The sequence below is a fragment of the Micromonospora sp. CA-248089 genome (genome assembly GCF_050948515.1).
In the GTDB taxonomy this organism is placed as follows: domain Bacteria; phylum Actinomycetota; class Actinomycetes; order Mycobacteriales; family Micromonosporaceae; genus Micromonospora.
Map to the genome: position 1 here is coordinate 1,093,763 of NZ_CP192016.1, position 21,061 is coordinate 1,114,823.

The window sequence follows — 21,061 nt, forward strand, 5'->3', positions numbered from 1 at the left end:
GTGGCCGGCGGCAACCGCTTCCGGTACGGGCAGTGGCGCGGCGGCCCCGACCCGCTCGCCCCGCCGTACGACGTGCGCGCCGCGGTGGACGCGGTCGGCTCGGACGTGCTCGCCGGCGGCAGCCTGCGCGAATCGCTGCGCGAGCTGCTACGGCGCGGCCCGCAGGGGCGTGGCGGGCTCGACGACCTGGCCGCCCGCGCCCGGCGCCTGCGCCGGGAGGCGCTGCGCCGCGGCGACCTGGACGGCGCCGTCACCCGGGCCCGGGCGCTGCTCGACCAGGCGCTCGCCGCCGAACGCGACGAGCTGCGCGGCCGCGACGGCGACGACGCCCGGTTCGCCGAGGCCGTGCTCGACAACCTGCCCCGCTCCACCGCCCGTGCGGTGTCGGAGCTTTCCGGGTACGACTGGGCCAGCGCCGAGGCGCGGCGGACGTACCAGCGGATCCTCGACGGGCTGCGCGGCGACGTGCTGGAGCAGCGGTTCGCCGGGCTGCGCGACGCGGCCCGGGCCACCGCCGACCCGGCCGTCCAGCGGCAGCTCGCCGAGATGATGCGCGACCTCAACGACCTGCTCGCCCGGCACGCCCGCTCGGAGGACACCACCGACGCGTTCGCCGAGTTCATGCGCCGCCACGGGGAGTTCTTCCCGGAGCAACCCAAGGACGTCGACGAGCTGATCGACGTGCTGGCCCGGCGGGCCGCCGCCGGTGAGCGGCTCATGCGGTCACTCTCGGACCGGCAGCGCGAGGAGCTGGCCGGACTGATGCGCCAGTCGCTCGGCGACCGGCTGGCCGGCGAACTGTCCCAGCTCGACACGCACCTGCGGTCGCTGCGGCCGGACCTGAACTGGCAGCGCGGCGAGCGAATCCGCGGCGACCAGCCGCTCGGCTACGGCGAGGCCACCGGTGCGCTCGACGAGATCGCCGAACTCGACGAGCTGCTGGACTCTCTTGACCAGGACCAGCCCGGCGCCACACTCGACGACGTCGACGTGGAGGCGGTCGCCCGGACGCTGGGCCGGGACGCCGCCGACGACGTACGCCGGTTGCGGGAGCTGGAACGCGAGCTGCGCCGCCAGGGCTGGGTCACCCGCGACGCGGAAGGGCTGACGCTCACCCCCAAGGCGCTGCGCCGGCTCGCCGGAACCGCGCTGCGGCGCGTCTTCGCCGACCTGACCGCCGGGCCGCGCGGCCAGCACGACCTCCGCACCGCGGGCGCCGCCGGCGAGGTGAGCGGAGCGTCACGCCCCTGGGAGTACGGCGACGAGCAGCCCTTGGACGTGGTGCGCACGCTCACCCGGGCGGTACGCCGGGCCGGCCCCGGAGTGCCGGTGCCGCTCGCGGTCGAGGACTTCGAGGTGGTGGAGACCGAGCGGCGGGCGTCGGCGGCTGTGGTCCTCTGCGTCGACCTGTCGTACTCGATGATCTCGCAGGGCCGCTGGGGTCCGATGAAGCAGACCGCGCTGGCCCTGTCACACCTGATGGCGACCCGGTTCCCGCAGGACGCGCTGCAGATCGTCGGCTTCGGCCGGGAGGCGATGCCGCTCACCCAGCAGGAACTGGCGGCGGTGGAGCCCGACATGCAGCAGGGCACCAACCTGCAGCACGCGCTGCGGATCGCCGGCCGGCACCTGCGCCGCCACCCGGGTGCCGAGCCGGTGGTGCTGGTGGTCACCGACGGCGAGCCGACGGCACACCTGGACCCGGAGGACGGCGAGGCATACTTCCACTGGCCGCCGCTGCCGGAGACCATCTCGGCGACGATCCGGGAGGTGGACCGGCTTACCCGGTACGGCGCGACGCTCAACCTGTTCATGCTCGGCGACGACCCGGGTCTGCGCCGGTTCGTGGACGCGGTGGCGCGGCGCTCGGGTGGCCGGATGTTCACCCCCGACCTGGACGACCTGGGCGAGTACGTCGTCTCCGACTACCTACGAGCCCGCCACGGCCCCCGCCGCTGACCCCACCCGCCCTCCCTCCCTCCGTCCCTCCGTCCCCTCCCTCCTCCCAACGCCGATCTTGGAGTTGTGGCACCCGATATGCCCGACTCACGGCTTTCGCGAGCTACCACAACTCCAAGATCGCCGCACCCGTCGCCAGCTCACCCGCGATCTTGCACTTCCTGCCCAGGCAAACCTCGCAAACGGGATGCCAGGAGGGCCCGAACTGCAAGATCGCGCGTGTCGCCTGCGGTCCCTCGGGTCAGCCCTGCCCGGTCGCGTCGATCATGAACTTGGCGGCATGTGGTGTCCGTTTTGTCGCCGCCAACCTCATGATCAACGCTCCCGGGGTTGCCGGGGAGGGCCGTTCGGGGTGATCAAGGAGTTTGTGTCCTCGCGAGCGCCGGAAAGTGCCGCGAACTCCTTGATCACCGGGCCGGGCGGGTTGTCCGGCTGGGTGCGGAGCCCGATGTTCGGCTGGGCTCGGGTGGGGGCCGGTGCGGGTAGCTTGTGGGCAGGGTGTCCGGTTCCGGGGTGGTGGGCGGCACTCTGGTGGCGGAATCGTCGGGGGTGGGTGGCGTTGTAACCGGGTGAACGACCGAGCACCGGCCGCGCCGTCGAGTGAGGTGGTGCCGGCTGTGGGACCAGACCCCAGGGTCCGACGGCCTGAGTCACGCGGGGAATCATCCCGGCCGGCTGGTCGTTGAACACGGATCCGACGACGTCAACCCCTCGCACCGCACCCCCGGTGGTGGTGTGAGGCGCCCGGGAATGATGCCGGGTGGCCGGTCGTTGGACATGCTTCCGGCGCCGCGTAGAGGCCCCCCGCCCCCGCGAGCAGCCGAGAACCCCTTGAAGAATTTTTGAGCGCCTGACGGTGCCCACGCACCCCCCCCGGGTGCGTCGACCCCCGAATGGAGCACACGTGATGAACACGATTCTGCGTAAGAGCGTTCTGGGTATTGCTGGTCTGGCTTTCACCGGTGGCGTGTTCGCCGGTCCGGTCGCCGCCCACGCCGCGGACACCACCGCGCACGCGAAGCCGGTCACGGCGACGGTGCAGGGTGACAAGCTGATCCCGCACGGCGTGCAGGGCGCCCAGTCGCGCATCGACCTGAACGACGAGCAGACCGCCAACGTGAAGGCGATCATCGCGGCGACGAAGAAGGCCGGCATGGACGAGCGTGCCGCGGTCGTGTCGATCGCCACGGCGTTGCAGGAGTCGAAGCTGGAGAACCTCGGTCACCTGGGTGACCGTAACGACCACGACTCGCAGGGCCTGTTCCAGCAGCGCCCCTCCTCCGGGTGGGGCACGGTGGAGCAGATCACCGACCCCGAGTACTCCACGACCGCGTTCCTGAAGGGTCTGAAGCAGGTCGACGGCTGGAAGGACATGCCGCTGACCAAGGCCGCCCAGACGGTGCAGGTGTCGGCCTACCCGGACCACTACGCCCAGTGGGAGCAGCAGGCCGCCGACCTGGTCGCCGAGCACTGGAACAAGTAAGACGAACAACTAAGAACGCAGCGAAAGGCCGGCACCCCGAACCAACGGGGTGCCGGCCTTCACGCGTCCGGGTGAACCGGGCCCGGTAGTCGGGGTGATCGCAGCGGCCGCGAGGGTTGGATGCGGGGCATGGACGAGGTGGACGCCCCGGCACTGCGGCAGGCGTACGAGGAGTTGTTCGAGGAGATCGACGCGGGCGGGTTCGGCCCGCCGCCCGAAGGGCAGCTGAGCGCCGAGCAGATCGTCGCGCACCTCGCCGCCAACGACGAGCTGATGAGCGAGGCGACGGAGGCGGTGCTGGCCGGGTCGCCGTTCGCCTACTACGACCTGGACACCATCCACCGTCCGCAACTCGACGCGCTGGTCTCCGAGTGCGGCGGGCTGGACGGCCTGGCCGTGCTGTTCCGGGCCACCAGCCAGAAGTTGTGCGCGCTGGCCGAGCGGCTCGGCCCGGCGGCGGAGACGCCCGTGGACACGGTGCTACGCGAGGGCTTCGACCTGGACGTGGACGAATCGCTTCCCTGGGGCAGGGCGCTGGACCTGCACATCCGCGTGCACCTGCCGCTGCACCTCACCCAGCTCCGCGCCCTGCGTCGCCAGCCCCACCTCGCCTGACGCCCGGACCGCCGAGCCGCCAACCAGCCCGACCGTCGATCAAGGAGTTGTGGTGGTGGACATCTCCGACACGTCCGGCCTTCCGGGCGCCACAACTCCAAGATCGGCGGAGGTGGAGCGCGGGGCGGGAGACGCCGCCGGGGAAGGGTGACGGAACGTGCGGCGGTAGGCGGTGGGCGCCACGCCGACCCGGGTGTGGAAGTGCTGGCGCAGCGCGGCGGTGGTGCCGAAACCCGCGTCCCGGGCGATCCGGTCGACGCTCAGATCAGTCGTCTCCAGCAGCACCCGCGCGTACTCGGTGCGCTGCTGGAGCAGCCACTGCGCCGGACTGAGGCCGGTCTCGGAGCGGAAGTGCCGGGTGAACGTGCGGACGCTCATCCGTGCGTGCGCCGCCATCTCGCGCAGCGCCACCGGTTCGTGCAACCGTTGCCGCGCCCACTCGCGGGTCGCGGCGGTGCCGTTGTCGGTGCCGCGGGGGACCGGCCGCTCGATGTACTGGGCCTGCCCACCCTCGCGCCACGGCGGGACCACGCAGCGCCGGGCCGCCCGGTTGGCCACCGCGCTGCCGTGGTCGGTGCGGACGACATGCAGGCACAGGTCGATACCGGCGGCCACGCCGGCCGAGGTGAGCACGCGACCGTCGTCGACGAACAGGACGTCGGGGTCGAGCCGTACGCCGGGGTGAAGGCGGCGGAAGCGCGGCGCGTACGCCCAGTGCGTGGTGGCCGGGCGGCCGTCGAGCAGGCCGGCGGCGGCGAGCACGAACGCGCCGGTGCAGATGGACATGACGCGCGCACCCCGGGCGTACGCGGCGTGCAGCGCGTCGGTCACCTCGGCGGCCAGCGTGCCGTCGAGCAGCGGCGAACCGGTGTGGATGCCGGGGACGATCACGGTGTCGGCGCTGTCCAGCAGTTCCAGGCCGTGTTCGGGGAGGACCTGGAATCCGGCGCTGCTGCGTACCGGCTGCCCGCCGGGAGTGCAGGTCGCCACCGCGTACAGCGGGGTGCGGTCGTCGGCGCGGGCGGCGCCGAAGACCTGGGCCGGGGTGCCGAGGTCGAGCGCCACCACCCCGTCGAGGGCGAGGACGGCGATCCGGTGCGGTACGGACATGGCCCGATTATTGCGCACGTTGGCTTTCCGGCCACTCGTCCAACGGACCGCCCGGCCCGAGACTCGGCTGGTGAAGCGATCCCGCCTGCATCCGGCCTGGCTCGTCGCCGCCGTCGCCTTCGTGGCGCTCGTCGGCGCGGCCGGCTTCCGCGCCACCCCCGGCGTGCTGCTGCACCCGCTGCACGCCGAGTTCGGCTGGCCGCTGGCGACCATCTCCGCCGCCGTCTCGGTCAACCTGCTGCTGTACGGCCTCACCGCGCCGTTCGCCGCCGCGCTGATGGACCGGTTCGGCATCCGCCGGGTGGTCGCCGGCGCGCTGATGCTGGTGGCCGCCGGCAGTGGCCTGACCGTGGGGATGACCGAGAGCTGGCAGCTCCTGCTGTGCTGGGGCGTCCTCGTCGGGCTGGGCACCGGCTCGATGGCCCTGGCGTTCGTGGCGACGGTGACCGGGCGCTGGTTCGTCAAGCGCCGGGGCCTGGTGACAGGCGTGCTCACCGCCGGCGGCGCGGCCGGGCAGCTCGTCTTCCTCCCGCTGCTGGCGGTGCTGGTGCGCGACCACGGCTGGCGCACGGCGGCACTCGTCGTCGCCGGGGCCGCCCTGGCGGTCGTACCCCTTGTGGTGTGGTTGTTGCGGGAGCATCCGGCGGACCTGGGGCGGCCCGCCTACGGCGCGGCCGAGGTCGTGCCGCCGGCGCGGCCGGAGGGCGGCGCGGCGGCGCGGGCGGTCGGCGCGCTCGCCGCCGCCGCGCGGACGCGGCCGTTCTGGCTGCTCGCCGGCGGTTTCGCGATCTGCGGTGCGACCACGAACGGCCTGGTCGGTACGCACTTCGTGCCGGCCGCGCACGACCACGGCATGCCGGAGACCACCGCCGCGGGGCTGCTCGCCGTGGTCGGGATCTTCGACATCGCCGGCTCGATCGCCTCCGGCTGGCTCACCGACCGGGTCGACCCGCGGCTGCTGCTCGGCGCCTACTACGCCTTGCGCGGGGCGTCGCTGCTGGTGCTGCCGAGCCTGTTCACCGGTACGGCCGAGCCGAGCATGCTGGTCTTCATCGTCTTCTACGGGCTGGACTGGGTGGCGACGGTCCCGCCGACGGTGGCGCTGTGCCGGGAGTGGTTCGGCGCGTCCGGGGCGGTGGTGTTCGGCTGGGTGTTCGCCGCGCACCAGTTCGGTGCCGCGCTCGCGGCCACCGGCGCCGGCCTGGTCCGGGACCGGCTCGGCGACTACGCGATGGCCTGGTACGTGGCCGGTGCGCTGTCGATCGGCGCGGCCGGGCTGTCGCTGCTGCTGCGCCGCCGTCCCGCCGACGAGCCCGCGTTCACGCTGCCGGTGGTCGCGAGCCGGCGGGCCTGGAGCTACCGGGGGTGACCGGCCGGCGCTACCGGGGGTGACCGGTCAGCCGGCCGCCCACTGCTGCTCGGGTGCGCCGCTGCACGGTGCCTGCTCCAGCTCGCGGCCGGGCTCGGTGCCGGCGTCGTCGACCTGCGCGCACTTGCCGCTGTGCACGGCGACCAGCAGCGCCGCGCCGTCACCGGCCTGCTGGAACCGCCACTGCTGGTTGGCCTGCCCGTTGCAGGACCACTGCTGCACGTCCGCGCCGTCGTCGGTCTTCGCCTCGTTGACGTCCAGGCACTTGCTGCTCGCCGCGTTCACGAGCAGATAGGTGTCATTCGTGACCGGCGTGACCACCCACTGCTGCTCCGGCCCGCCGGTGCAGTCGGCGAGCGCGGCCTGCGCGCCCTCGGCCTCGTCGCCGGTCACGCCGAGGCAGCGCCCGGACGGCACGCCGCGCAGCACCTTCGGGGTGGCCACCGGCGCGGCCGGGGTGGTCGGCGCCGCGCTCGGCGACGGCGACGACGAAGGCGTGGGCTCCGCCGTCGGTTCCGCGCTCGGCTCGCTCGCCGCCGCTGTGGGCACCGCAGCCGCCGGCACCACCGGCCGCTCGCCGCCGCCGCCGAGCACGCCGGTGGCGAAGAAGGCCCCGAGGAGTACGCCGGTCGCGCCGACGCCCAGCGCGATCCGCATCAGCGGGTCCTGCGGCAGCCGGACGCCCCGGACGCGCCGGGTGCGGCGGGCGCCGCCGTAGACGGTGCCGGACGGGTCGGAGTGCGGGTCGGCCATGGGAGCATGGTGACCCACCGGGGCGGCCGGGTGCCAGTCGAGCCGGCGGCACGGTGACTCAGTCGACGACCCGGACGTCCTTCCAGAACGCCACCCGGTCGCGGACCATCTCCGCCTCCGGCTTCGGGTCGGGGTAGTACCAGACGGCGTCCGGGCTGGTGGCGCCGCCGTGTTCGAGCGTGTAGTACGAGGCCGTGCCCTTCCACGGGCAGACCGTGTGGGTGTCGGAGGGGCGGATCAGGTCGTCGCGCAGCGCGGTACGGGGGAAGTAGTGGTTGCCCTCGACCAGCACGGTGTCGTCGCTCTCGGCGACGACGAGGTCGTTCCAGACGGCTTTCGGCATGCCCTCCACGCTATGCCGGTGGCCGCGTACCGGCCACCGTTCAACGCGTCGGCTCCTCATCGGTCACGTCGGCCACCGTCGCGGCGAGCGCCGCCAGCGCGGTGTCCGCGTCGACAGCGACGGCGAGGCCGTGCTCGCCCGCGCCGAGCGTGATCTCCCGGCCGCGCAGCCGCTCGTCGGCGATCACCGGCCAGGCGGTGGTGGAGCCGAACGGCGTGATGGTGCCGCGCGCGTACCCGGTGGCGGCCTTCGCCGCCTCGGCGTCGGGCATCGACAGGCGGCTCACCCCGAGCAGGGCGCGCAGCTTCGGCCAGGAGATCACCCGGCCGCCGGGAGTGAGCACGAACAGCAGGTCGCCCTCGCCGCGACGGACCACGATCGTCTTGACCACGTCGGGCACCTCGACGCCGCGCGCCGCGGCCGCCTCGGCGAGGCTCGCGACCGGACCGTGGCGGATCACCCGGTACGGCAGGCCGGCGTGGTCGAGAGCGGTCAGCGCGGGATTCGCCATGGCGGTCACGGTAACGCGCGAGCCGACCGCGAGTCGGCGAGGCCACCGTGGACGTCCCACGAATTGTCGTACCCGCGCGTAAGGTGATCTCATGCACGCTGTCCGTGATCATGAACGGGCGGTGGACACGCTGCGGCGCTCCTACGCCGCGGTGCCCGCCGGGGAACCCGTACGGCTGGCCAAGCAGACCTCGAACCTGTTCCGGCCCCGCTCCGCGCCGCGTACGCCCGGCCTGGACGTCAGCGGCCTGACCGGTGTGCTCGCTGTGGACCCGGCGGCCCGTACCGCCGACGTGCAGGGCATGTGCACCTACGAGGATCTGGTCGACGCGACGCTGCCGCACGGCCTGATGCCGCTTGTCGTGCCGCAGTTGCGCACCATCACCCTGGGCGGGGCGGTGACCGGCCTGGGCATCGAGTCCACCTCCTTCCGCAACGGCCTGCCGCACGAGTCGGTGCGGGAGATGGACGTGCTCACCGGTTCGGGGGAGATCGTCACGACCCGGCCGCAGGGCGAGCACGCTGACCTGCACCGGGCCTTCCCCAACTCGCTGGGCAGCCTCGGCTACGCCACCCGGCTGCGCATCGAGCTGCAACCGGTCCGCCGGTACGTGTCGCTGCGCAACATCCGGTTCACCCGGCTGGAGGAACTGGTCGACGCGATCGGCGAGGTGGTCGCCAAGGGCGCCTGGGGCGGTGAGCCGGTCGACGCCATGGACGGGGTGGTGTTCAGCCCCGGCGAGGCGTACCTCGTGCTCGGCGCGTTCACCGACGAGGCCGACGACGGCCCGTCCGACTACACCGGCCAGGACATCTACTACCGCTCGCTGCGCCGGCGCACCCGGGACACGCTCACCGCGTACGACTATCTCTGGCGCTGGGACACCGACTGGTTCTGGTGCTCGGCGGCGTTCGGGGTGCAGCACCCGGTGGTGCGGCGGCTGTGGCCGCGGCGCTACCGGCGCAGCGACGTCTACCACCGGATCGTGCGGCTGGAGCACCGGCACCAGGTGGCCGCCCGGGTCGACAGGTGGCGGGGCCGCCCGGCCCGCGAGCGGGTGGTGCAGGACGTGGAGGTCCCGCTGGACCGCACGCCCGAGTTCCTGCGCTGGTTCGCGGCGAACGTGGGCATGACGCCGGTCTGGTTGTGCCCGCTGCGGCTGCGCGATCCCTCCGGTCCCGGGTCGGCGAAGGCGTGGCCGCTATATCCGCTCCGACCGGGCGAAACGTATGTGAACATCGGCTTCTGGGGCAGCGTGCCCATCGCGGCGGGCGCCGCGGACGGCGACGTCAACCGCCAGATCGAGCGCATGGTGTCGGAGGTGGGCGGCCACAAGTCGCTCTACTCCGACGCGTACTACGACCGGGGCGAGTTCGACCGCCTCTACGGCGGCGACACCTGGCGTGCCGTGAAGGACCGCTACGACCCGGACCACCGACTCACCGGACTGTACGAGAAGGCGGTATCCCGAGCATGAGTCTGACCGACCGAACACCGGGGGCGGCGAGCGCCCCGGCCGGCCCGCCGGCGGGCGGGCGGCGTACCGGACCCACAGTCGCGGACGTGGTCCGCGCGGTCACCACCGGCGACCTGCCCGTCCGGGTCACCGGCTACGACGGCAGCGCGGTGGGCCCGGCCGACGCCGGCATCACCCTGGCGATCCACACCGAACGGGGTCTGTCCTACCTGCTCACCGCGCCGGGTGACCTGGGCATGGCCCGGGCCTACGTCAGCGGCGACCTGGAGCTGCAGGGGGTGCACCCGGGCGACCCGTACGAGGCGCTGCGGGTGATCAAGGACGAGGTGCCGCTGCGCATCCCGCCGGTGAGCGACGCGCTCGCGCTGGTCCGGGGGCTGGGCTGGGAACGGCTGCGCCCGCCGCCGCCCCCGCCGCAGGAGGCGGCGCCGCGCTGGCGGCGGCTGATGACCGGCCTGCGTCACTCGCGTACCCGGGACAGCAGCGCGATCTCCCACCACTACGACGTGTCGAACGCCTTCTACGAGAAGGTGCTCGGGCCGTCCATGACGTACACCTGCGCGGTCTTCCGCAGCCCCGGCGACACCCTGGAGGAGGCGCAGCGGAACAAGTACGACCTGGTCGCCGGCAAGCTGGCGCTCAAGCCGGGGATGCGGCTGCTGGACGTCGGCTGCGGCTGGGGCGGCATGGTCCGGCACGCGGCCCGGGAGTACGGCGTCAAGGCGCTCGGCGTCACCCTGTCGAAGGCGCAGGCCGAGTGGGCGCGCGCCGCGATCGAGCGGGAAGGGCTCAGCGAACTGGCGGAGGTGCGCCACCTCGACTACCGGGACGCGCCGCGCGAGCAGTTCGACGCGATCTCCTCGATCGGGCTGACCGAGCACATCGGGGTGCGCAACTATCCGGCCTACTTCGGTGCGCTGCGCGAGCGGCTCAAGCCCGGCGGGCGGCTGCTCAACCACTGCATCACCCGGGCCGACAACCGCGCGCCGCACCGCTCCGGCGCGTTCATCGACAGGTACGTCTTCCCGGACGGCGAGCTGGCCGGTCCGGGCCGGCTGATCAGCGAGATCCACGATGCCGGGTTCGAGGTGCACCACGAGGAGAACCTGCGCCAGCACTACGCGCTGACGCTCGCCGGCTGGTGCCGCAACCTGGTCGAGCACTGGGACTTCTGCGTCGGCGAGGTCGGGCCGGGCACCGCGAAGGTGTGGGGCCTCTACATGGCGGGCTCCCGGCTGGCGTTCGAGCGCAACGGCATCCAGTTGCACCATGTGCTCGCCACGCACAACGGCCCCGAGGGGGTGAACGGGTACCCGCTGCGTCCGGACTGGACGCCCTGACGCGACGTACCCACGAAAGGCCGCGCGGACCGCGCGGCCTTTCGTCGAAGGCATTGACAAGGAAGTTTTGTACGTACAAACTGATTTTGCCATGAGAGACGTCCTGTACCTGGAACAGCGAGAGCAGGCCGAGATCCTGCTCAAGCCGCAGCGCATCGAGGTGCTGCGGCAACTCGCCGAGCCCCGCACCTGCACCGAGGTCGCGGCCCGGCTGGAGCAGACGCCGCAGCGCGTCTACTACCACGTCAAGCAGCTCGTCGCGGCCGGGCTGGCCGAGCAGGTGGCGCAGCGGCAGGTGCGCGGCATCACCGAGGGCATCTACCAGGCCGCCGCCCGGTCGTACTGGCTCTCGCCCCGCCTCGTCGGCCGCATCGGCGGCGCCCGCCGGGCCCGCGACGAACTGAGCCTGGGCTACCTGCTCGACCTCATGGAGGAGGTCCAGGCCGACATCGCCGCGCTGGACCGCGCCGCACCCGAACTGCCGTCCATCGGTGTCTCCGGCGAGATCCGGGTGCCCGCCGAGCGGCGGCAGGAGTTCCTGCACGACCTGCAGACGACGCTGCAGGACCTGTTCACGCGCTACGGCGGCGCCGAGGGGGACGCCTTCAAGCTCGCCGTGGCCTGCTACCCGAAAGGCGACACCCATGAGTGAGCCGATGACCATCCGCGCCCGCCTCGCCGCACCCGTGGCCACAGTCCGCCGGGCCCTGACCGACCCCGCCGAACTGCGCGTCTGGCTGGCCGAGCACGCCGAGGTCGAGCTGCCCCGGCGGTACGAGTTCTGGGGCCGCTACACGCCCGAAGGCGACGCGCCACACCAGCGGCTGCTGCACGTCGACGACCGGACACTGCGCTTCGCGTGGACGCTCGACGGCGTGGAGACCACCACCGAGTTCGAACTGGAGCCCGATGGCGACGGCACGATACTCACGCTGCGGCAGAGCCACTTCGACTACGAGGAGGCGATGAGCGGCAGCAGCATCCGGGGCGTGCTCCAGACGTACTGGTACCTGGCGATCGCCCATCTCAACGACCACCTGGACGGCCGGCCGCTGCTGCCGCGTACCGACTTCACCTCCGCCGACCTGCGCGGTGAGGTGGTCATCGACGCGCCGATGGACAAGGTGTGGGCGTCGCTCACCGACTCCGAGCAGGTCACCGCCTGGTTCGGCTACCCGGTCGGAGTCGAGCCCTGGGAGGGCGGCCGGTACGCGATGGGCGGCCTCGACGCCGGTGAGGCCGCGAAGGTGTTCGACGTGACGCCGGGGCGGGCGATGTCCATCGACTGGGGACCGGTCGGCGTGACGTCCTGGGAACTGGCGGAGTCCGACGGCAGGACGAAGCTGACGTTCGTGCAGTCCGGCTTCGACGAGGGCAACCCGCCGTACGCGGCCTGGAGCGGCAACGTGGCCGGATGGGCCGAGCTGCGGCGCTTCCACGAGGTGCCCGACTGGAAGCCCATCTGGCTGTAAGGAAGGGCCCCCTCTTAACGCCTCCGGTAGAGGAGGGGGCCCCTTTTAACACAGGCCCCGGGTGGGTAATGCCGGGCGATGTTCTTCATCTTCGGGCTGCGGACCAAGGTCGTCCGGTCCGGCGTCGTCACCGAGGTCTGCCGCAACTGCGGCAACCAGGCCGCCCAGGTGATCACCCGCCGGGTCACCAAGTTCAGCCTCTTCTTCATCCCGCTGATCCCGCTGCGCACCCGGTACGCGCAGCAGTGCACGTTCTGCGGCGCCGAGTACGACATCTCCCGCGCCGAGGCCCAGCGCCTCCCGGTCGGCTGACAGTGACCCGTTTCCTCTTCTGGCTGATCGGCCGCCAGCCGGACACCCCGGTCGCCGTACCGGTGCACACCGCGGCCCGCCCGCCCTGCACGCCCGGCCGTCGGCATCGTCGCCGGCGTCGTCGCGTCGCGGGCGCGCAGTCCCCGCGCTCGCCCTGGAACCGCTCCGCCGACCGCTGACGCGCCGTGTTAACAAGGGGCCCTTCCTCTACCGGAGGCGTTAACAAGGGGCCCTTCCTTACACTTCATCGGGTGGAAGATCGGCTGGCACGGATCAGGGGTGGTGAGCCGCCCCGGCGGCACAACGCGCGTACCATCGCCGCGCTGACCGGCAACCCCGGCTGCACCCGCCGCGCGGTGCTGGACGGCGCCGGCGCGGACAAGCCGGCGCTCGCCGAGCGGCTCGGCTTCCCGGCCCGGTTCGGCCAGTCCCGTTTCGCGATCACCCGGGGCAACGCCTTCGAGGCCCAGGTCAAGGCCGACGGCGGGAAGGAACTGCTGCGCCTGGTCGCGGAGCGGCTCGGCGTACCGGTCCCGGCGGATGCCACCTGGACCGATCTCGGTGCGGACGCGGACCGGCCGGAGCGGTCCCGGGCGGCGCTGACCGCGAGCGGCGACGGCCCGGCGTTGTTCGACCATCCGCTGCTCGGCCTGGACGTGGCGGGTACCCGGGTGCACCTGGAACCGGACCTGGTCGCGGCGCGGCTGGCCGGCCGGTTCCACGTCGTGGAGATCAAGTCGTTCCCGGTGATCGACGGGCAGGCCGACCCGGGCAAGGTGGCCGCCGCCGCGATCCAGTCCGCCGTCTACGTGCTGGCGCTGCGCGAGCTGCTCGCCGCCGAGGGACGCGACCCGGAGCTGGTGTCGCACGAGGTGGTGCTGGTCTGCCCGCGTGACTTCGCCAACCGGCCGGTGGCCAGCCTGCTGGACGTGCGCCGGCAACTGCTGGTGCTGCGCCGCCAGCTGGCCCGGATGGCCCGGGTCGAGGAGCTGCTCGCCGCCGTACCGGCCGGGTTCACCGTCGACCCGGCGGCCGATCCGGCCACGCTCGCCGCCGCGCTGCACCAGGTACCCGCGCGCTACGCGCCGGACTGCCTGGCCGCCTGCGAGCTGGCGTACTTCTGCCGGCACGAGGCGCGCGGGCAGACCGGCGCGCTGGGCCGGCCGGTCCGCGAGGCGCTGGGCGGCGTCGAGGAGGTCGCCGACGTGCTGGCGCTCGCCGAGGGCGTGGCCGCGCCCGAGCCGGGGCAGGCGGAGGCCGCCGCGCTGCTGCGGGCCGCCGCGCGCCTGCGCGCCGACGCCCTCGCCGGGCAGACCGCATGAGTACGCTGCGCGCCGACGCCCTCGCCGGACACCCCGCATGAGTACGCTTCGCGCGCTCGCCCGGGCGCAGGCGGTCGCCGCCGGGCGGGCCCAGCCGGTGGCCACTGTTCGCCACCTGCACCTGTCGGATCGGCCGCTGGTGGTGGTGCCGCTCGCGCTCGCAGGTGAGGCGAACGCCCCGCTGGCGGCGATGGTGGGTGCCGCTCCCGACGAGGCCCGGTTGCTCGTGGTGCCGCAGCCGCGCAACCGGGACGAGCGGTTCGCGTTCGCCGCCGAGCTGGCCGGGATCGTGCTGCCGTACCTGGACGAGTTCCGCGACCTGACCGAGGCGGTGCCGGTGGACCGCGGTCGCGACGTCCGCCACCGGTACGTGGACGCGCCGCAACTGCTGGTGCCGAACCCGGCCGGGATCACGTTCCTGCGGCTGTTCGGCCGCTCGACCCGGTTCCGCCGCACCGACGGGGACTATCCGGTGCACCCGTCGGTGCCGCTGCTGGGCCGCTGGCTGACGTTCTTCGCCGAGCGCGCCGAGCAGCCCGGCTCGTCGGCGTTGCTGGCGCTGACCGACGCGCTGACGCTGCACTGGGCGACCGGGCAGAGCGTGGTGGAGGATCTGCATCTGCCGGCGGTGCTGGGCTGGCTCGACCCGCCTCCGGGGATGACCGGTGCCGAGGCGGCGGCCCGCGCCGAGGACCCGGAACACTGCCCACCTGCCGGTCCGGCGACCGACCCGGACTTCGACAACCGGCGGCTCGCCCCGGCGATCGAGGCGTACACCCGGGCCGAGGACGACCCGGTCGGGCGCGCGGCCGCGTACGACGAGCTCGCCGGTCTGTTGCGGGACCAGCTCGCGCCCACCTGGGAGCTGATGTGGCGCGGCGTCGGCCTGTTGCGGACGCTGCCGGCCGGCGCGCGGGTGACCGGCCGGTGGGCCGGTGACCGGGACGCGTTCACCGCGCACGCCGAGCACGTCGACGCCGGGGGCGGTCCGCAGCCGAGGCGCGACGGCGCGGTGGCGGCGGCGCTGCGGTTGCAACGGCTGGAACGGGCGTCGACCGCGTGGGCGGTGCAGCGCGCCTACGACGATCCGCTGGTGATGGCCGAGCACCGGCTGTCCGGGGAGGCGTTCGTGGGTGAGGTGACGCTGGCCGATCCGGCGCGGGTGGACGACTCCGGCAGGCGCCCGGTGCTGCGCCCGCGCATCCAGGTGGTCACCACCGAGCCGGTGCCGATGCCGGTGGGCGCGACGCTGTACTCCCCGGCCCGCCCGGCGCAGAAGGCGACTGTCGTGTTCGTGACGCCCGGCGGCGACGGCAAGACCGAGGTGGTGCTGGAGCTGTCCGGCGGGATGGGCCGGGGGCTGACCGCGCCCCCGGGCAGCGTCCCCGAGGTGGGCGAGCGGATCTGCCTGACCAGCCTGTCCGACGGGTTCCTGCCGGGTGGCGCGTTCCCGGCGCCGGAGGAGACGCCGTGGACGCACGGCGGACCGCCCGGCACGGCCGCCGCGCCGTCGGACCCGGCCCCGGCGGAGGACTGGTCCTGACCCGCGTGGCTCAGCCCAGGGCGGCGAGGGCCGTCCGCGCCTCGGCCGCCGTCGGCCGGTCCGGGTCCGCCGCCAGCAGCGCTTCCAGGCTCCGGCGGTACGCGACGTCGCGCGCCCGGTCGACAGGGGTCGCGACGTCCGGGGCGACGCCGCAGCCCTCCCAGTTGGTGCCGCTCGCCGCGTGCACGGGCCGGGCCACCGGCACCGTCAGTTCCAGATGCGGGTGCAGCCGGTGCCCGATCCGGGGATGCGCGCCACCCCGGGTGGGCTCACCGACCACTGTGGCCCGGCCGAACTGCTGAAGGTCGTACGCCAGTTCCTCGCCACCGGAGAACGTGGCCGGACCGGTGAGCACGTGGACCGGCTTGTCCGGGGCGTACCGGGGGACCGGCAGCCAGGCGGCGCTGAAGAACTGGCGGGTGGCGCCGGAGCGCTCGTGCATGGTGTGCAGGTGCGTCGGCTCGGCGAAGAACCAGCCGCAGATCAGCGCCACCCCGTCCGGGCTGCCGCCCTCGGTGCCGCGCAGGTCGAGCAGGAGCGCGTCGGTGCCGGCGAGCAGCCGCAGCGCGGCGGTCAGCGCGTCGCCGGCCAGGTCGGGCGGGAAAACGTACGGCTGGATCTCCAGCAGCCCGACGTTGCCCGGTAGCCGTTGCACCCGGGTCACGCCGCCCATGCCGAGCGCGGCAAGTCGCGCGAAGTGCTCCCCGGTCGGGTCGTCGGCCTTGTCGGACAGGGGCTGTTCGTGGTGCTTGAGCCGCAGGTGCAGGTCGCCGTTGGCCGACTGGAGGTCGGCGGTGACGAGCGCGCCGAGCGTGGCGGGATCGTCCGCCCCGGCGTACGCCCCGGCGCGCAGGCGCTCGCGCAGGTGGCCGGCGACCCGGTCGGCGACGTCGGGAAGGACGTACTCGTCGGCGACCAGGCCAGCGGCCCGCTCGACGATGCTCGTGATCTCGTCCGGACGCATCGGCTCCCCCGTTCTCGCGATGATGGGCAGTAGAGCAGGCGGTTGACAAAGCGTCAAGAGAACTAGACGCTTTCACGGTGACCGACGATCCGCTGGAGATCCGCGAACCGGCCCAGTTCAAGGCGCTGGCCCACCCGTTCCGGCACCGGCTGCTGTTCGCGCTCGGGGCCGGTCCCGCCACGCTCAGCCAGCTCGCCACCCGCCTCGGTGCGGCGAAGGGCACGGTGGCCCACCACCTCGGGGTGCTGACCGAGGCCGGCATGGTCCGCCCGGCGCACAGCCGCCAGGTCCGGGGCGGCACCGAGCGCTACCACGAACGCACGTTCCGCCGCCTCGTCGGCGCCGACACCGACGCGGGCGCCACCGCGGCCCTGCTGGGCGCGTACGCCGAGGAACTCGCCGGCGACCCCGACCCGCTCGTACACCTGCGGCACCTGCGGCTCACCCCGGCCCAGGCCCGGCGCCTGCGGTCCACGCTGGACGAACTCGTGGGCGCGGCGGAGGAGGCGCCGCCGGGACAGGCGCGCTACGGCGTCCTGGTCTCCCTCTACCGGCACCCGCCTGCGGTCCGCTGACCGACAGTCGTCGAGTCTGGCGGCAGTCCCCGGCGCTGGCTAGGCTTGCGCCGTCCGTCGTCCGGTCCTCGTCGTCGAGGGTGCACGTCTGGAAGAGAGCCGGAGCGCATCGTTGTATCCCAGCACGACGTGAGCCTCGCCGCCGCGGCGCCGGCCCGTCATCCGCTCGTCGGCCGTGTCGGACTTGTCGCGGCCGCTGTCGTCGTACTCGGGGAGATGGTCTGGCTGGCCGCCCGGCTGCCGGGCGCGGCGCTCGTGAGCGACGTCGGCGCGATGGCGGTGTCGAGTTGGGCGGCGGTTCTCTGCGTCGGCGCGGCGCGACGGCAGCCGGCCACGTTGCGCCGGTTCTGGGAACTGCTGGCCGCCACCATGATGCTCGCCGCGCTCGGCCGTGCGGTGTGGACGGTGGAACGGCTCGGCGGGCTCGGCCTGCCCCACACTCCGCTGGTGGCGGGCCTGTTCGCCGCCGGCATCGTCACCGGCACCGGCGCGCTGCTCTGCTCCCGTACCGGCCCGCGCAGCGTGATCGGCCGGGCCCGCACGGTGCTCGACGGGGTGATCGTCGGGCTGGCTCTCATCCCGATCGGCTGGGTGGTGGTGTTCCACCGGATCACCGACGCCGGGCTGGCCGACCCGATGCGGACGTTCGGGCTGCTCTACCCGATGTTCGACCTGATGCAGCTCACCATCCTGGTAGCGGTCGCCGGCCCGGCCCGGCCGATGTGGCGGGCGCTCACCGTGATCGGGGCGGGGCTGGCGATCCGGTCCGGCGCGGACGCCGTCTACGTCTCCCTGGTGGCACGCGGTGACTACACGCCCGGTCATCCGGTCGACGTCTGCTGGCCGCTGAGCTACCTGCTGGTCGGCCTGGCCACCCGCTATCCGCCCCGGTCCGAGGAGGACGGCGAGGACGACGTGGTCGACTCGCCGCTGCCGCCCTGGTGGCGGGTCGCGTTGCCGTACCTGCCGGTGGGCGGCGCGATCGTCGCGGTCCTGCTGTCCCGGCAGCCCAGCGGGCAGACCCCGCAGGTGGTCTTCGTCGGCATGATGGGCCTGCTCGGCGTGCTGGCGCTGCGCCAGGGGCTGGCCGCGAACGAGAACCTGCGACTGGTCGGCCGGCTGCGCCGGCTCGCGTACTCCGACCAGCTCACCGGCCTGCCCAACCGGCTGACGTTCGTCCGGCGGCTGCGGCGGGCGTTGCGCGCCGGCGGCCCCGTCGCCGTGGTGCTGCTCGACCTGGACGGCTTCAAACAGGTGAACGACAGGTTCGGGCACGCCGCCGGGGACCGCCTGCTGACCGTCACCGCCGAGCGCATGCGGGACGCGGTCGGCCCGGACGGGATGATCGCCCGGCTCGGCGGCGACGAGTTCGCGGTGCTGGTGGCCGGGGAGCGCCAGGTGTCACCGGAGCGGCTCGCGGTCCGGCTGCTGGCCGCTCTGGAACCGCTGCCCGGCGAGGAGGATCTCGGCGTCCACCCGTCGGCGAGCATCGGCATCGCCGAGTACGGGCCGCAGCACACCTCGCACACCGACCTGCTCCGCGACGCCGACATCGCCATGTACGCGGCGAAGGCGGCCGGCAAGGCCGTGTACCGCACGTGCACGCCGGAACTGCGGGAGTCGGCGGTCAGCCGGGCCGAGCTGATCGCCGACCTGCGGCGCGCGGTGGACGAGGGCCAGTTGCTGATGGAGTTCCAGCCCATCGTCGACCTCGACACGGGCACGGTACGCAGCGCCGAGGCGCTGGTGCGCTGGCGGCATCCCCGGCTGGGTGTGCTCACCCCGGCGCGGTTCCTGCCGCTGGCCGAGGAGACCGGGCTGATCGTGGCCATCGACAGGTGGGTCATCCACGAGGCGTGCCGGGCCGCGGCCACCTGGCGGGAGCACGCGCCCGACGTGACAGTCGCGGTGAACATCGCCGCCGCCCACCTGTGCCGGCCGGACCTGATCGCCACCGTCACCGGCGCGGTCGGCGCGGCCGGTCTGCCGCCTCGCGCGCTCACCCTGGAACTCACCGAGTCGGCGCTGATCGAGGGCAGCGACTCGGTGCTCGACCGGCTGTCCCAGCTGCGCGACCTCGGTGTCCGCATCGCCATCGACGACTTCGGCACCGGGTACTCCTCGCTGAGCTACCTGCACCGCATCCCGGCCACCGAGTTGAAGATCGACAGGTCGTTCGTGTCCCGGCTGGACGCCGATGACGCCCGTGCGTACGCCACGGTGGAGATGGTGAACCGGCTGGCCGGCGCGTTCGACCTGGCTGTGGTGGCCGAGGGGGTGGAGACGGTCGCGCAGCACGCGGCGGTCACCGCGATCGGCTGCCGGCAGGGTCAGGGCTGGCGGTACGGCCGCCCGGCCGCCCTGCCGGACCTGCTTCCCGCGCTGTCCGGAGCGGGCGCGCAGCGCTGACCGGCCCGGGTACACGGGGGCCGAAGGTCCCGGACGGGACAGGGGGTTCGACCCTGCTCAGGGGCGATGCGCCGCGGTCATGATATTCCTCGTAAACGGATGAAGACGTCTCCACACGGGAGTTTGATATGAAGCGACGGACGCTCGACCTGCTGTTCAGCATCGGTGGATTTGGCCTGGCGGTCCTGCTGCTCGTCGTCGGCGTCGTCCTGACGACGAACGCCAACTTCGCCAACGACTACGTACGCAGCCAGCTCGGCGAGCAGAACATCACCTTCACCCCGGCGGACAAGCTCTCCGACGAGGAGAAGAAGTCGGACTGCCTGCGCGAGTACGCCGGCCAGAAGATGACCACCGGCAAGCAGGCCGAGTGCTACGCCAACGAGTACATCGGCCTGCACCTGAAGAACATGGCCGGTGGCAAGACCTACGCCGACCTGGGCGAGCCGCAGACCGCGTTGCGCGAGCAGGTGGCCCAGGCCGAGCAGAGCAACGCCGCCAACCTGGCCGACCTGCAGAAGCAGCTCGCCGAGGTAACCGCACAGCGGGAGACCGTGTTCAAGGGTGAGACGCTGCGGGGCCTGCTGCTCACCTCGTACGGCTTCAGCGAGTTCGGCCGCAAGGCCGAGCAGGGCGCCCTGGCCATGTACCTCGGCGCGGGCCTGCTCCTGCTGCTCTCCGCCGCCGGTCTGGTGCACGCCGTCCGCACCCCGCCGAACGCGACCTTCGCCGCCCCGGAGAAGGATAAGGTCAGCGCCTGACCCGGGAGCTGATTTCGGAGGGGCCTTCCGCTATCGCGGGAGGCCCCTCCGGCGTGTCCCCTGAGAAAGGGAACCGATGACCTCCGTTTCGAGCTTCGACTTCGGTCTGACCGGCTTCGTCGGTCGTTTCCACCAGGACTGGCGATATGAGGGCACGCCCTTGGACCTCCTGGGCCGGCTCCTCGGCCCGGAGACGGACCCGCGTGAGGTGCGGGCGCTTCGCAGCGACGCCTTCCTGATGCGTACAGGGCTCAGGCCCGCCGAGGTCGAACTGCTGTGGTACATCGGATCGGACCACACCTTCTCGTTCGGCCCGGACGGCACATGGCCGTCCGGGCCGGACTGGTTCGCCACGATCGTCCGGGAGTGCGACGACTGGCTCTCCCGGCACGGTCCGGGCGGTGCGGAGCCGGAATCGGCGCAGGACCAGAGCCTGGCCGATGCCGTCGCTGGCGAGATCGAGGCGCTGACGGACGGTCTGCCGGACGCGCGGGATCCCGGCGGGGCGCTGCGGGACGCTCTCCTCCGGTGCAACCGGTCCTGTTCGCCAGATCTGGCCCTCCGCTGGTGCCTGCGCATCGCTCGGAACTGCACCTGGCCGATGCGACGCAGCCAGTACGAGCGGCTCGTCGCGCTCGGCGACCGGTTCGGGTACGGCGAGTTCGTCGTCGGCGACGCCGAGTACTTGACGGAGTACGCATCTCCGGCTTGACCCTCACGCAGCGGGAGGCGGGAGTCTTTGT

General features: G+C 73.2%; 21 protein-coding genes. 16 read left to right on the top strand and 5 right to left on the bottom strand.

Annotated features, from left to right (window positions below):
• From ACQP26_RS05415 to ACQP26_RS05425, 3 genes are all read left to right on the top strand, one after another.
• A complete protein-coding gene (locus ACQP26_RS05415; protein WP_433495106.1) occupies positions 1-1,959 on the top strand; it encodes a vWA domain-containing protein in 1,959 nt (652 codons plus the stop codon).
• A 907-nt stretch (positions 1,960-2,866) separates the two neighbouring features.
• Positions 2,867-3,442, top strand: coding sequence for a hypothetical protein (locus tag ACQP26_RS05420; protein ID WP_269701096.1), 576 nt, complete (start codon positions 2,867-2,869; stop codon positions 3,440-3,442).
• Between the two features lie 120 nt (positions 3,443-3,562).
• Complete coding sequence (locus tag ACQP26_RS05425) at positions 3,563-4,057, top strand: hypothetical protein (RefSeq protein WP_433495107.1); 495 nt, start codon at positions 3,563-3,565, stop codon at positions 4,055-4,057.
• Positions 4,058-4,096: 39 nt separating this feature from the next.
• On the opposite strand, the gene ACQP26_RS05430 is transcribed toward ACQP26_RS05425, so the two are convergent.
• Entirely contained in the window at positions 4,097-5,167 is a 1,071-nt protein-coding gene (locus ACQP26_RS05430) for a GlxA family transcriptional regulator (RefSeq protein WP_433495108.1), read from the bottom strand.
• A 70-nt stretch (positions 5,168-5,237) separates the two neighbouring features.
• On the opposite strand from ACQP26_RS05430, the gene ACQP26_RS05435 reads away from it, so the two are divergent.
• Positions 5,238-6,536, top strand: coding sequence for an MFS transporter (locus tag ACQP26_RS05435; RefSeq protein WP_433495109.1), 1,299 nt, complete (start codon positions 5,238-5,240; stop codon positions 6,534-6,536).
• A 27-nt stretch (positions 6,537-6,563) separates the two neighbouring features.
• Here ACQP26_RS05435 and ACQP26_RS05440 read toward each other — a convergent pair whose 3' ends face one another.
• Genes ACQP26_RS05440 through ACQP26_RS05450 form a run of 3 tightly spaced genes read right to left on the bottom strand, consistent with a single transcriptional unit; the run spans position 6,564 to position 8,143 of the window.
• On the bottom strand, positions 6,564-7,289 hold the full coding sequence (locus tag ACQP26_RS05440) for an RICIN domain-containing protein (protein ID WP_433495110.1): 726 nt from the start codon (positions 7,287-7,289) through the stop codon (positions 6,564-6,566).
• A gap of 58 nt (positions 7,290-7,347) precedes the next feature.
• The gene (locus ACQP26_RS05445) at positions 7,348-7,632 is read right to left on the bottom strand and encodes a DUF427 domain-containing protein (protein ID WP_269701955.1); all 285 of its coding nucleotides are present in this window, start codon (positions 7,630-7,632) and stop codon (positions 7,348-7,350) included.
• Positions 7,633-7,672: 40 nt separating this feature from the next.
• A complete protein-coding gene (locus ACQP26_RS05450; RefSeq protein ID WP_433495111.1) occupies positions 7,673-8,143 on the bottom strand; it encodes an aminoacyl-tRNA deacylase in 471 nt (156 codons plus the stop codon).
• A gap of 91 nt (positions 8,144-8,234) precedes the next feature.
• Between ACQP26_RS05450 and ACQP26_RS05455 the strand changes: the two genes are divergently transcribed.
• From ACQP26_RS05455 to ACQP26_RS05490, 8 genes are all read left to right on the top strand, one after another.
• Positions 8,235-9,620: an FAD-binding oxidoreductase gene (locus ACQP26_RS05455; protein WP_269701951.1), complete on the top strand. Its 1,386-nt coding sequence runs from the start codon at positions 8,235-8,237 to the stop codon at positions 9,618-9,620.
• The gene (locus ACQP26_RS05460) at positions 9,617-10,960 is read left to right on the top strand and encodes a class I SAM-dependent methyltransferase (RefSeq protein ID WP_269701950.1); all 1,344 of its coding nucleotides are present in this window, start codon (positions 9,617-9,619) and stop codon (positions 10,958-10,960) included. The genes ACQP26_RS05455 and ACQP26_RS05460 overlap by 4 nt, the downstream gene beginning before the upstream one ends.
• 91 nt (positions 10,961-11,051) lie before the next feature.
• The gene (locus ACQP26_RS05465; RefSeq protein WP_269701949.1) at positions 11,052-11,612 is read left to right on the top strand and encodes a winged helix-turn-helix domain-containing protein; all 561 of its coding nucleotides are present in this window, start codon (positions 11,052-11,054) and stop codon (positions 11,610-11,612) included.
• Entirely contained in the window at positions 11,605-12,432 is an 828-nt protein-coding gene (locus ACQP26_RS05470; protein ID WP_269701947.1) for an SRPBCC family protein, read from the top strand. The genes ACQP26_RS05465 and ACQP26_RS05470 overlap by 8 nt, the downstream gene beginning before the upstream one ends.
• A gap of 78 nt (positions 12,433-12,510) precedes the next feature.
• Positions 12,511-12,744, top strand: a complete 234-nt coding sequence (locus ACQP26_RS05475) for a zinc-ribbon domain-containing protein (RefSeq protein WP_269701945.1) — start codon at positions 12,511-12,513, stop codon at positions 12,742-12,744.
• Between the two features lie 2 nt (positions 12,745-12,746).
• Complete coding sequence (locus tag ACQP26_RS05480; protein ID WP_433495112.1) at positions 12,747-12,923, top strand: hypothetical protein; 177 nt, start codon at positions 12,747-12,749, stop codon at positions 12,921-12,923.
• A 72-nt stretch (positions 12,924-12,995) separates the two neighbouring features.
• Entirely contained in the window at positions 12,996-14,066 is a 1,071-nt protein-coding gene (locus ACQP26_RS05485) for a hypothetical protein (protein WP_269701941.1), read from the top strand.
• Positions 14,067-14,103: 37 nt separating this feature from the next.
• Positions 14,104-15,609: a hypothetical protein gene (locus tag ACQP26_RS05490; RefSeq protein WP_433495113.1), complete on the top strand. Its 1,506-nt coding sequence runs from the start codon at positions 14,104-14,106 to the stop codon at positions 15,607-15,609.
• Positions 15,610-15,619: 10 nt separating this feature from the next.
• Here ACQP26_RS05490 and ACQP26_RS05495 read toward each other — a convergent pair whose 3' ends face one another.
• Entirely contained in the window at positions 15,620-16,573 is a 954-nt protein-coding gene (locus ACQP26_RS05495) for a S41 family peptidase (RefSeq protein ID WP_433495114.1), read from the bottom strand.
• Between the two features lie 77 nt (positions 16,574-16,650).
• Here ACQP26_RS05495 and ACQP26_RS05500 point away from each other — a divergent pair, with 77 nt between their 5' ends.
• The 4 genes from ACQP26_RS05500 (at position 16,651) to ACQP26_RS05515 (ending at position 21,030) form a co-directional block, all read left to right on the top strand.
• Complete coding sequence (locus ACQP26_RS05500; protein WP_433495115.1) at positions 16,651-17,148, top strand: ArsR/SmtB family transcription factor; 498 nt, start codon at positions 16,651-16,653, stop codon at positions 17,146-17,148.
• A 129-nt stretch (positions 17,149-17,277) separates the two neighbouring features.
• Positions 17,278-19,557 (top strand): putative bifunctional diguanylate cyclase/phosphodiesterase, encoded by a 2,280-nt coding sequence (locus ACQP26_RS05505; protein ID WP_269701934.1) that lies wholly within the window; start codon positions 17,278-17,280, stop codon positions 19,555-19,557.
• Between the two features lie 128 nt (positions 19,558-19,685).
• Positions 19,686-20,318 (top strand): hypothetical protein, encoded by a 633-nt coding sequence (locus ACQP26_RS05510; protein WP_269701933.1) that lies wholly within the window; start codon positions 19,686-19,688, stop codon positions 20,316-20,318.
• A 76-nt stretch (positions 20,319-20,394) separates the two neighbouring features.
• Positions 20,395-21,030, top strand: a complete 636-nt coding sequence (locus tag ACQP26_RS05515; RefSeq protein WP_269701932.1) for a hypothetical protein — start codon at positions 20,395-20,397, stop codon at positions 21,028-21,030.
• Positions 21,031-21,061 lie beyond the last annotated feature (31 nt).

Bases quoted from the DNA above. Each gene is read 5' to 3' on its own strand.
- ACQP26_RS05420 (WP_269701096.1), top strand. From the start codon at position 2,867: ATGAACACGATTCTGCGTAAGAGCGTTCTGGGTATTGCTGGTCTGGCT.
- ACQP26_RS05425 (WP_433495107.1), top strand. From the start codon at position 3,563: ATGCGGGGCATGGACGAGGTGGACGCCCCGGCACTGCGGCAGGCGTAC.
- ACQP26_RS05430 (WP_433495108.1), bottom strand. From the start codon at position 5,167: ATGTCCGTACCGCACCGGATCGCCGTCCTCGCCCTCGACGGGGTGGTG.
- ACQP26_RS05440 (WP_433495110.1), bottom strand. From the start codon at position 7,289: ATGGCCGACCCGCACTCCGACCCGTCCGGCACCGTCTACGGCGGCGCC.
- ACQP26_RS05445 (WP_269701955.1), bottom strand. From the start codon at position 7,632: ATGCCGAAAGCCGTCTGGAACGACCTCGTCGTCGCCGAGAGCGACGAC.
- ACQP26_RS05450 (WP_433495111.1), bottom strand. From the start codon at position 8,143: ATGGCGAATCCCGCGCTGACCGCTCTCGACCACGCCGGCCTGCCGTAC.
- ACQP26_RS05455 (WP_269701951.1), top strand. From the start codon at position 8,235: ATGCACGCTGTCCGTGATCATGAACGGGCGGTGGACACGCTGCGGCGC.
- ACQP26_RS05460 (WP_269701950.1), top strand. From the start codon at position 9,617: ATGAGTCTGACCGACCGAACACCGGGGGCGGCGAGCGCCCCGGCCGGC.
- ACQP26_RS05465 (WP_269701949.1), top strand. From the start codon at position 11,052: ATGAGAGACGTCCTGTACCTGGAACAGCGAGAGCAGGCCGAGATCCTG.
- ACQP26_RS05470 (WP_269701947.1), top strand. From the start codon at position 11,605: ATGAGTGAGCCGATGACCATCCGCGCCCGCCTCGCCGCACCCGTGGCC.
- ACQP26_RS05475 (WP_269701945.1), top strand. From the start codon at position 12,511: ATGTTCTTCATCTTCGGGCTGCGGACCAAGGTCGTCCGGTCCGGCGTC.
- ACQP26_RS05490 (WP_433495113.1), top strand. From the start codon at position 14,104: ATGAGTACGCTTCGCGCGCTCGCCCGGGCGCAGGCGGTCGCCGCCGGG.
- ACQP26_RS05495 (WP_433495114.1), bottom strand. From the start codon at position 16,573: ATGCGTCCGGACGAGATCACGAGCATCGTCGAGCGGGCCGCTGGCCTG.
- ACQP26_RS05510 (WP_269701933.1), top strand. From the start codon at position 19,686: ATGAAGCGACGGACGCTCGACCTGCTGTTCAGCATCGGTGGATTTGGC.
- ACQP26_RS05515 (WP_269701932.1), top strand. From the start codon at position 20,395: ATGACCTCCGTTTCGAGCTTCGACTTCGGTCTGACCGGCTTCGTCGGT.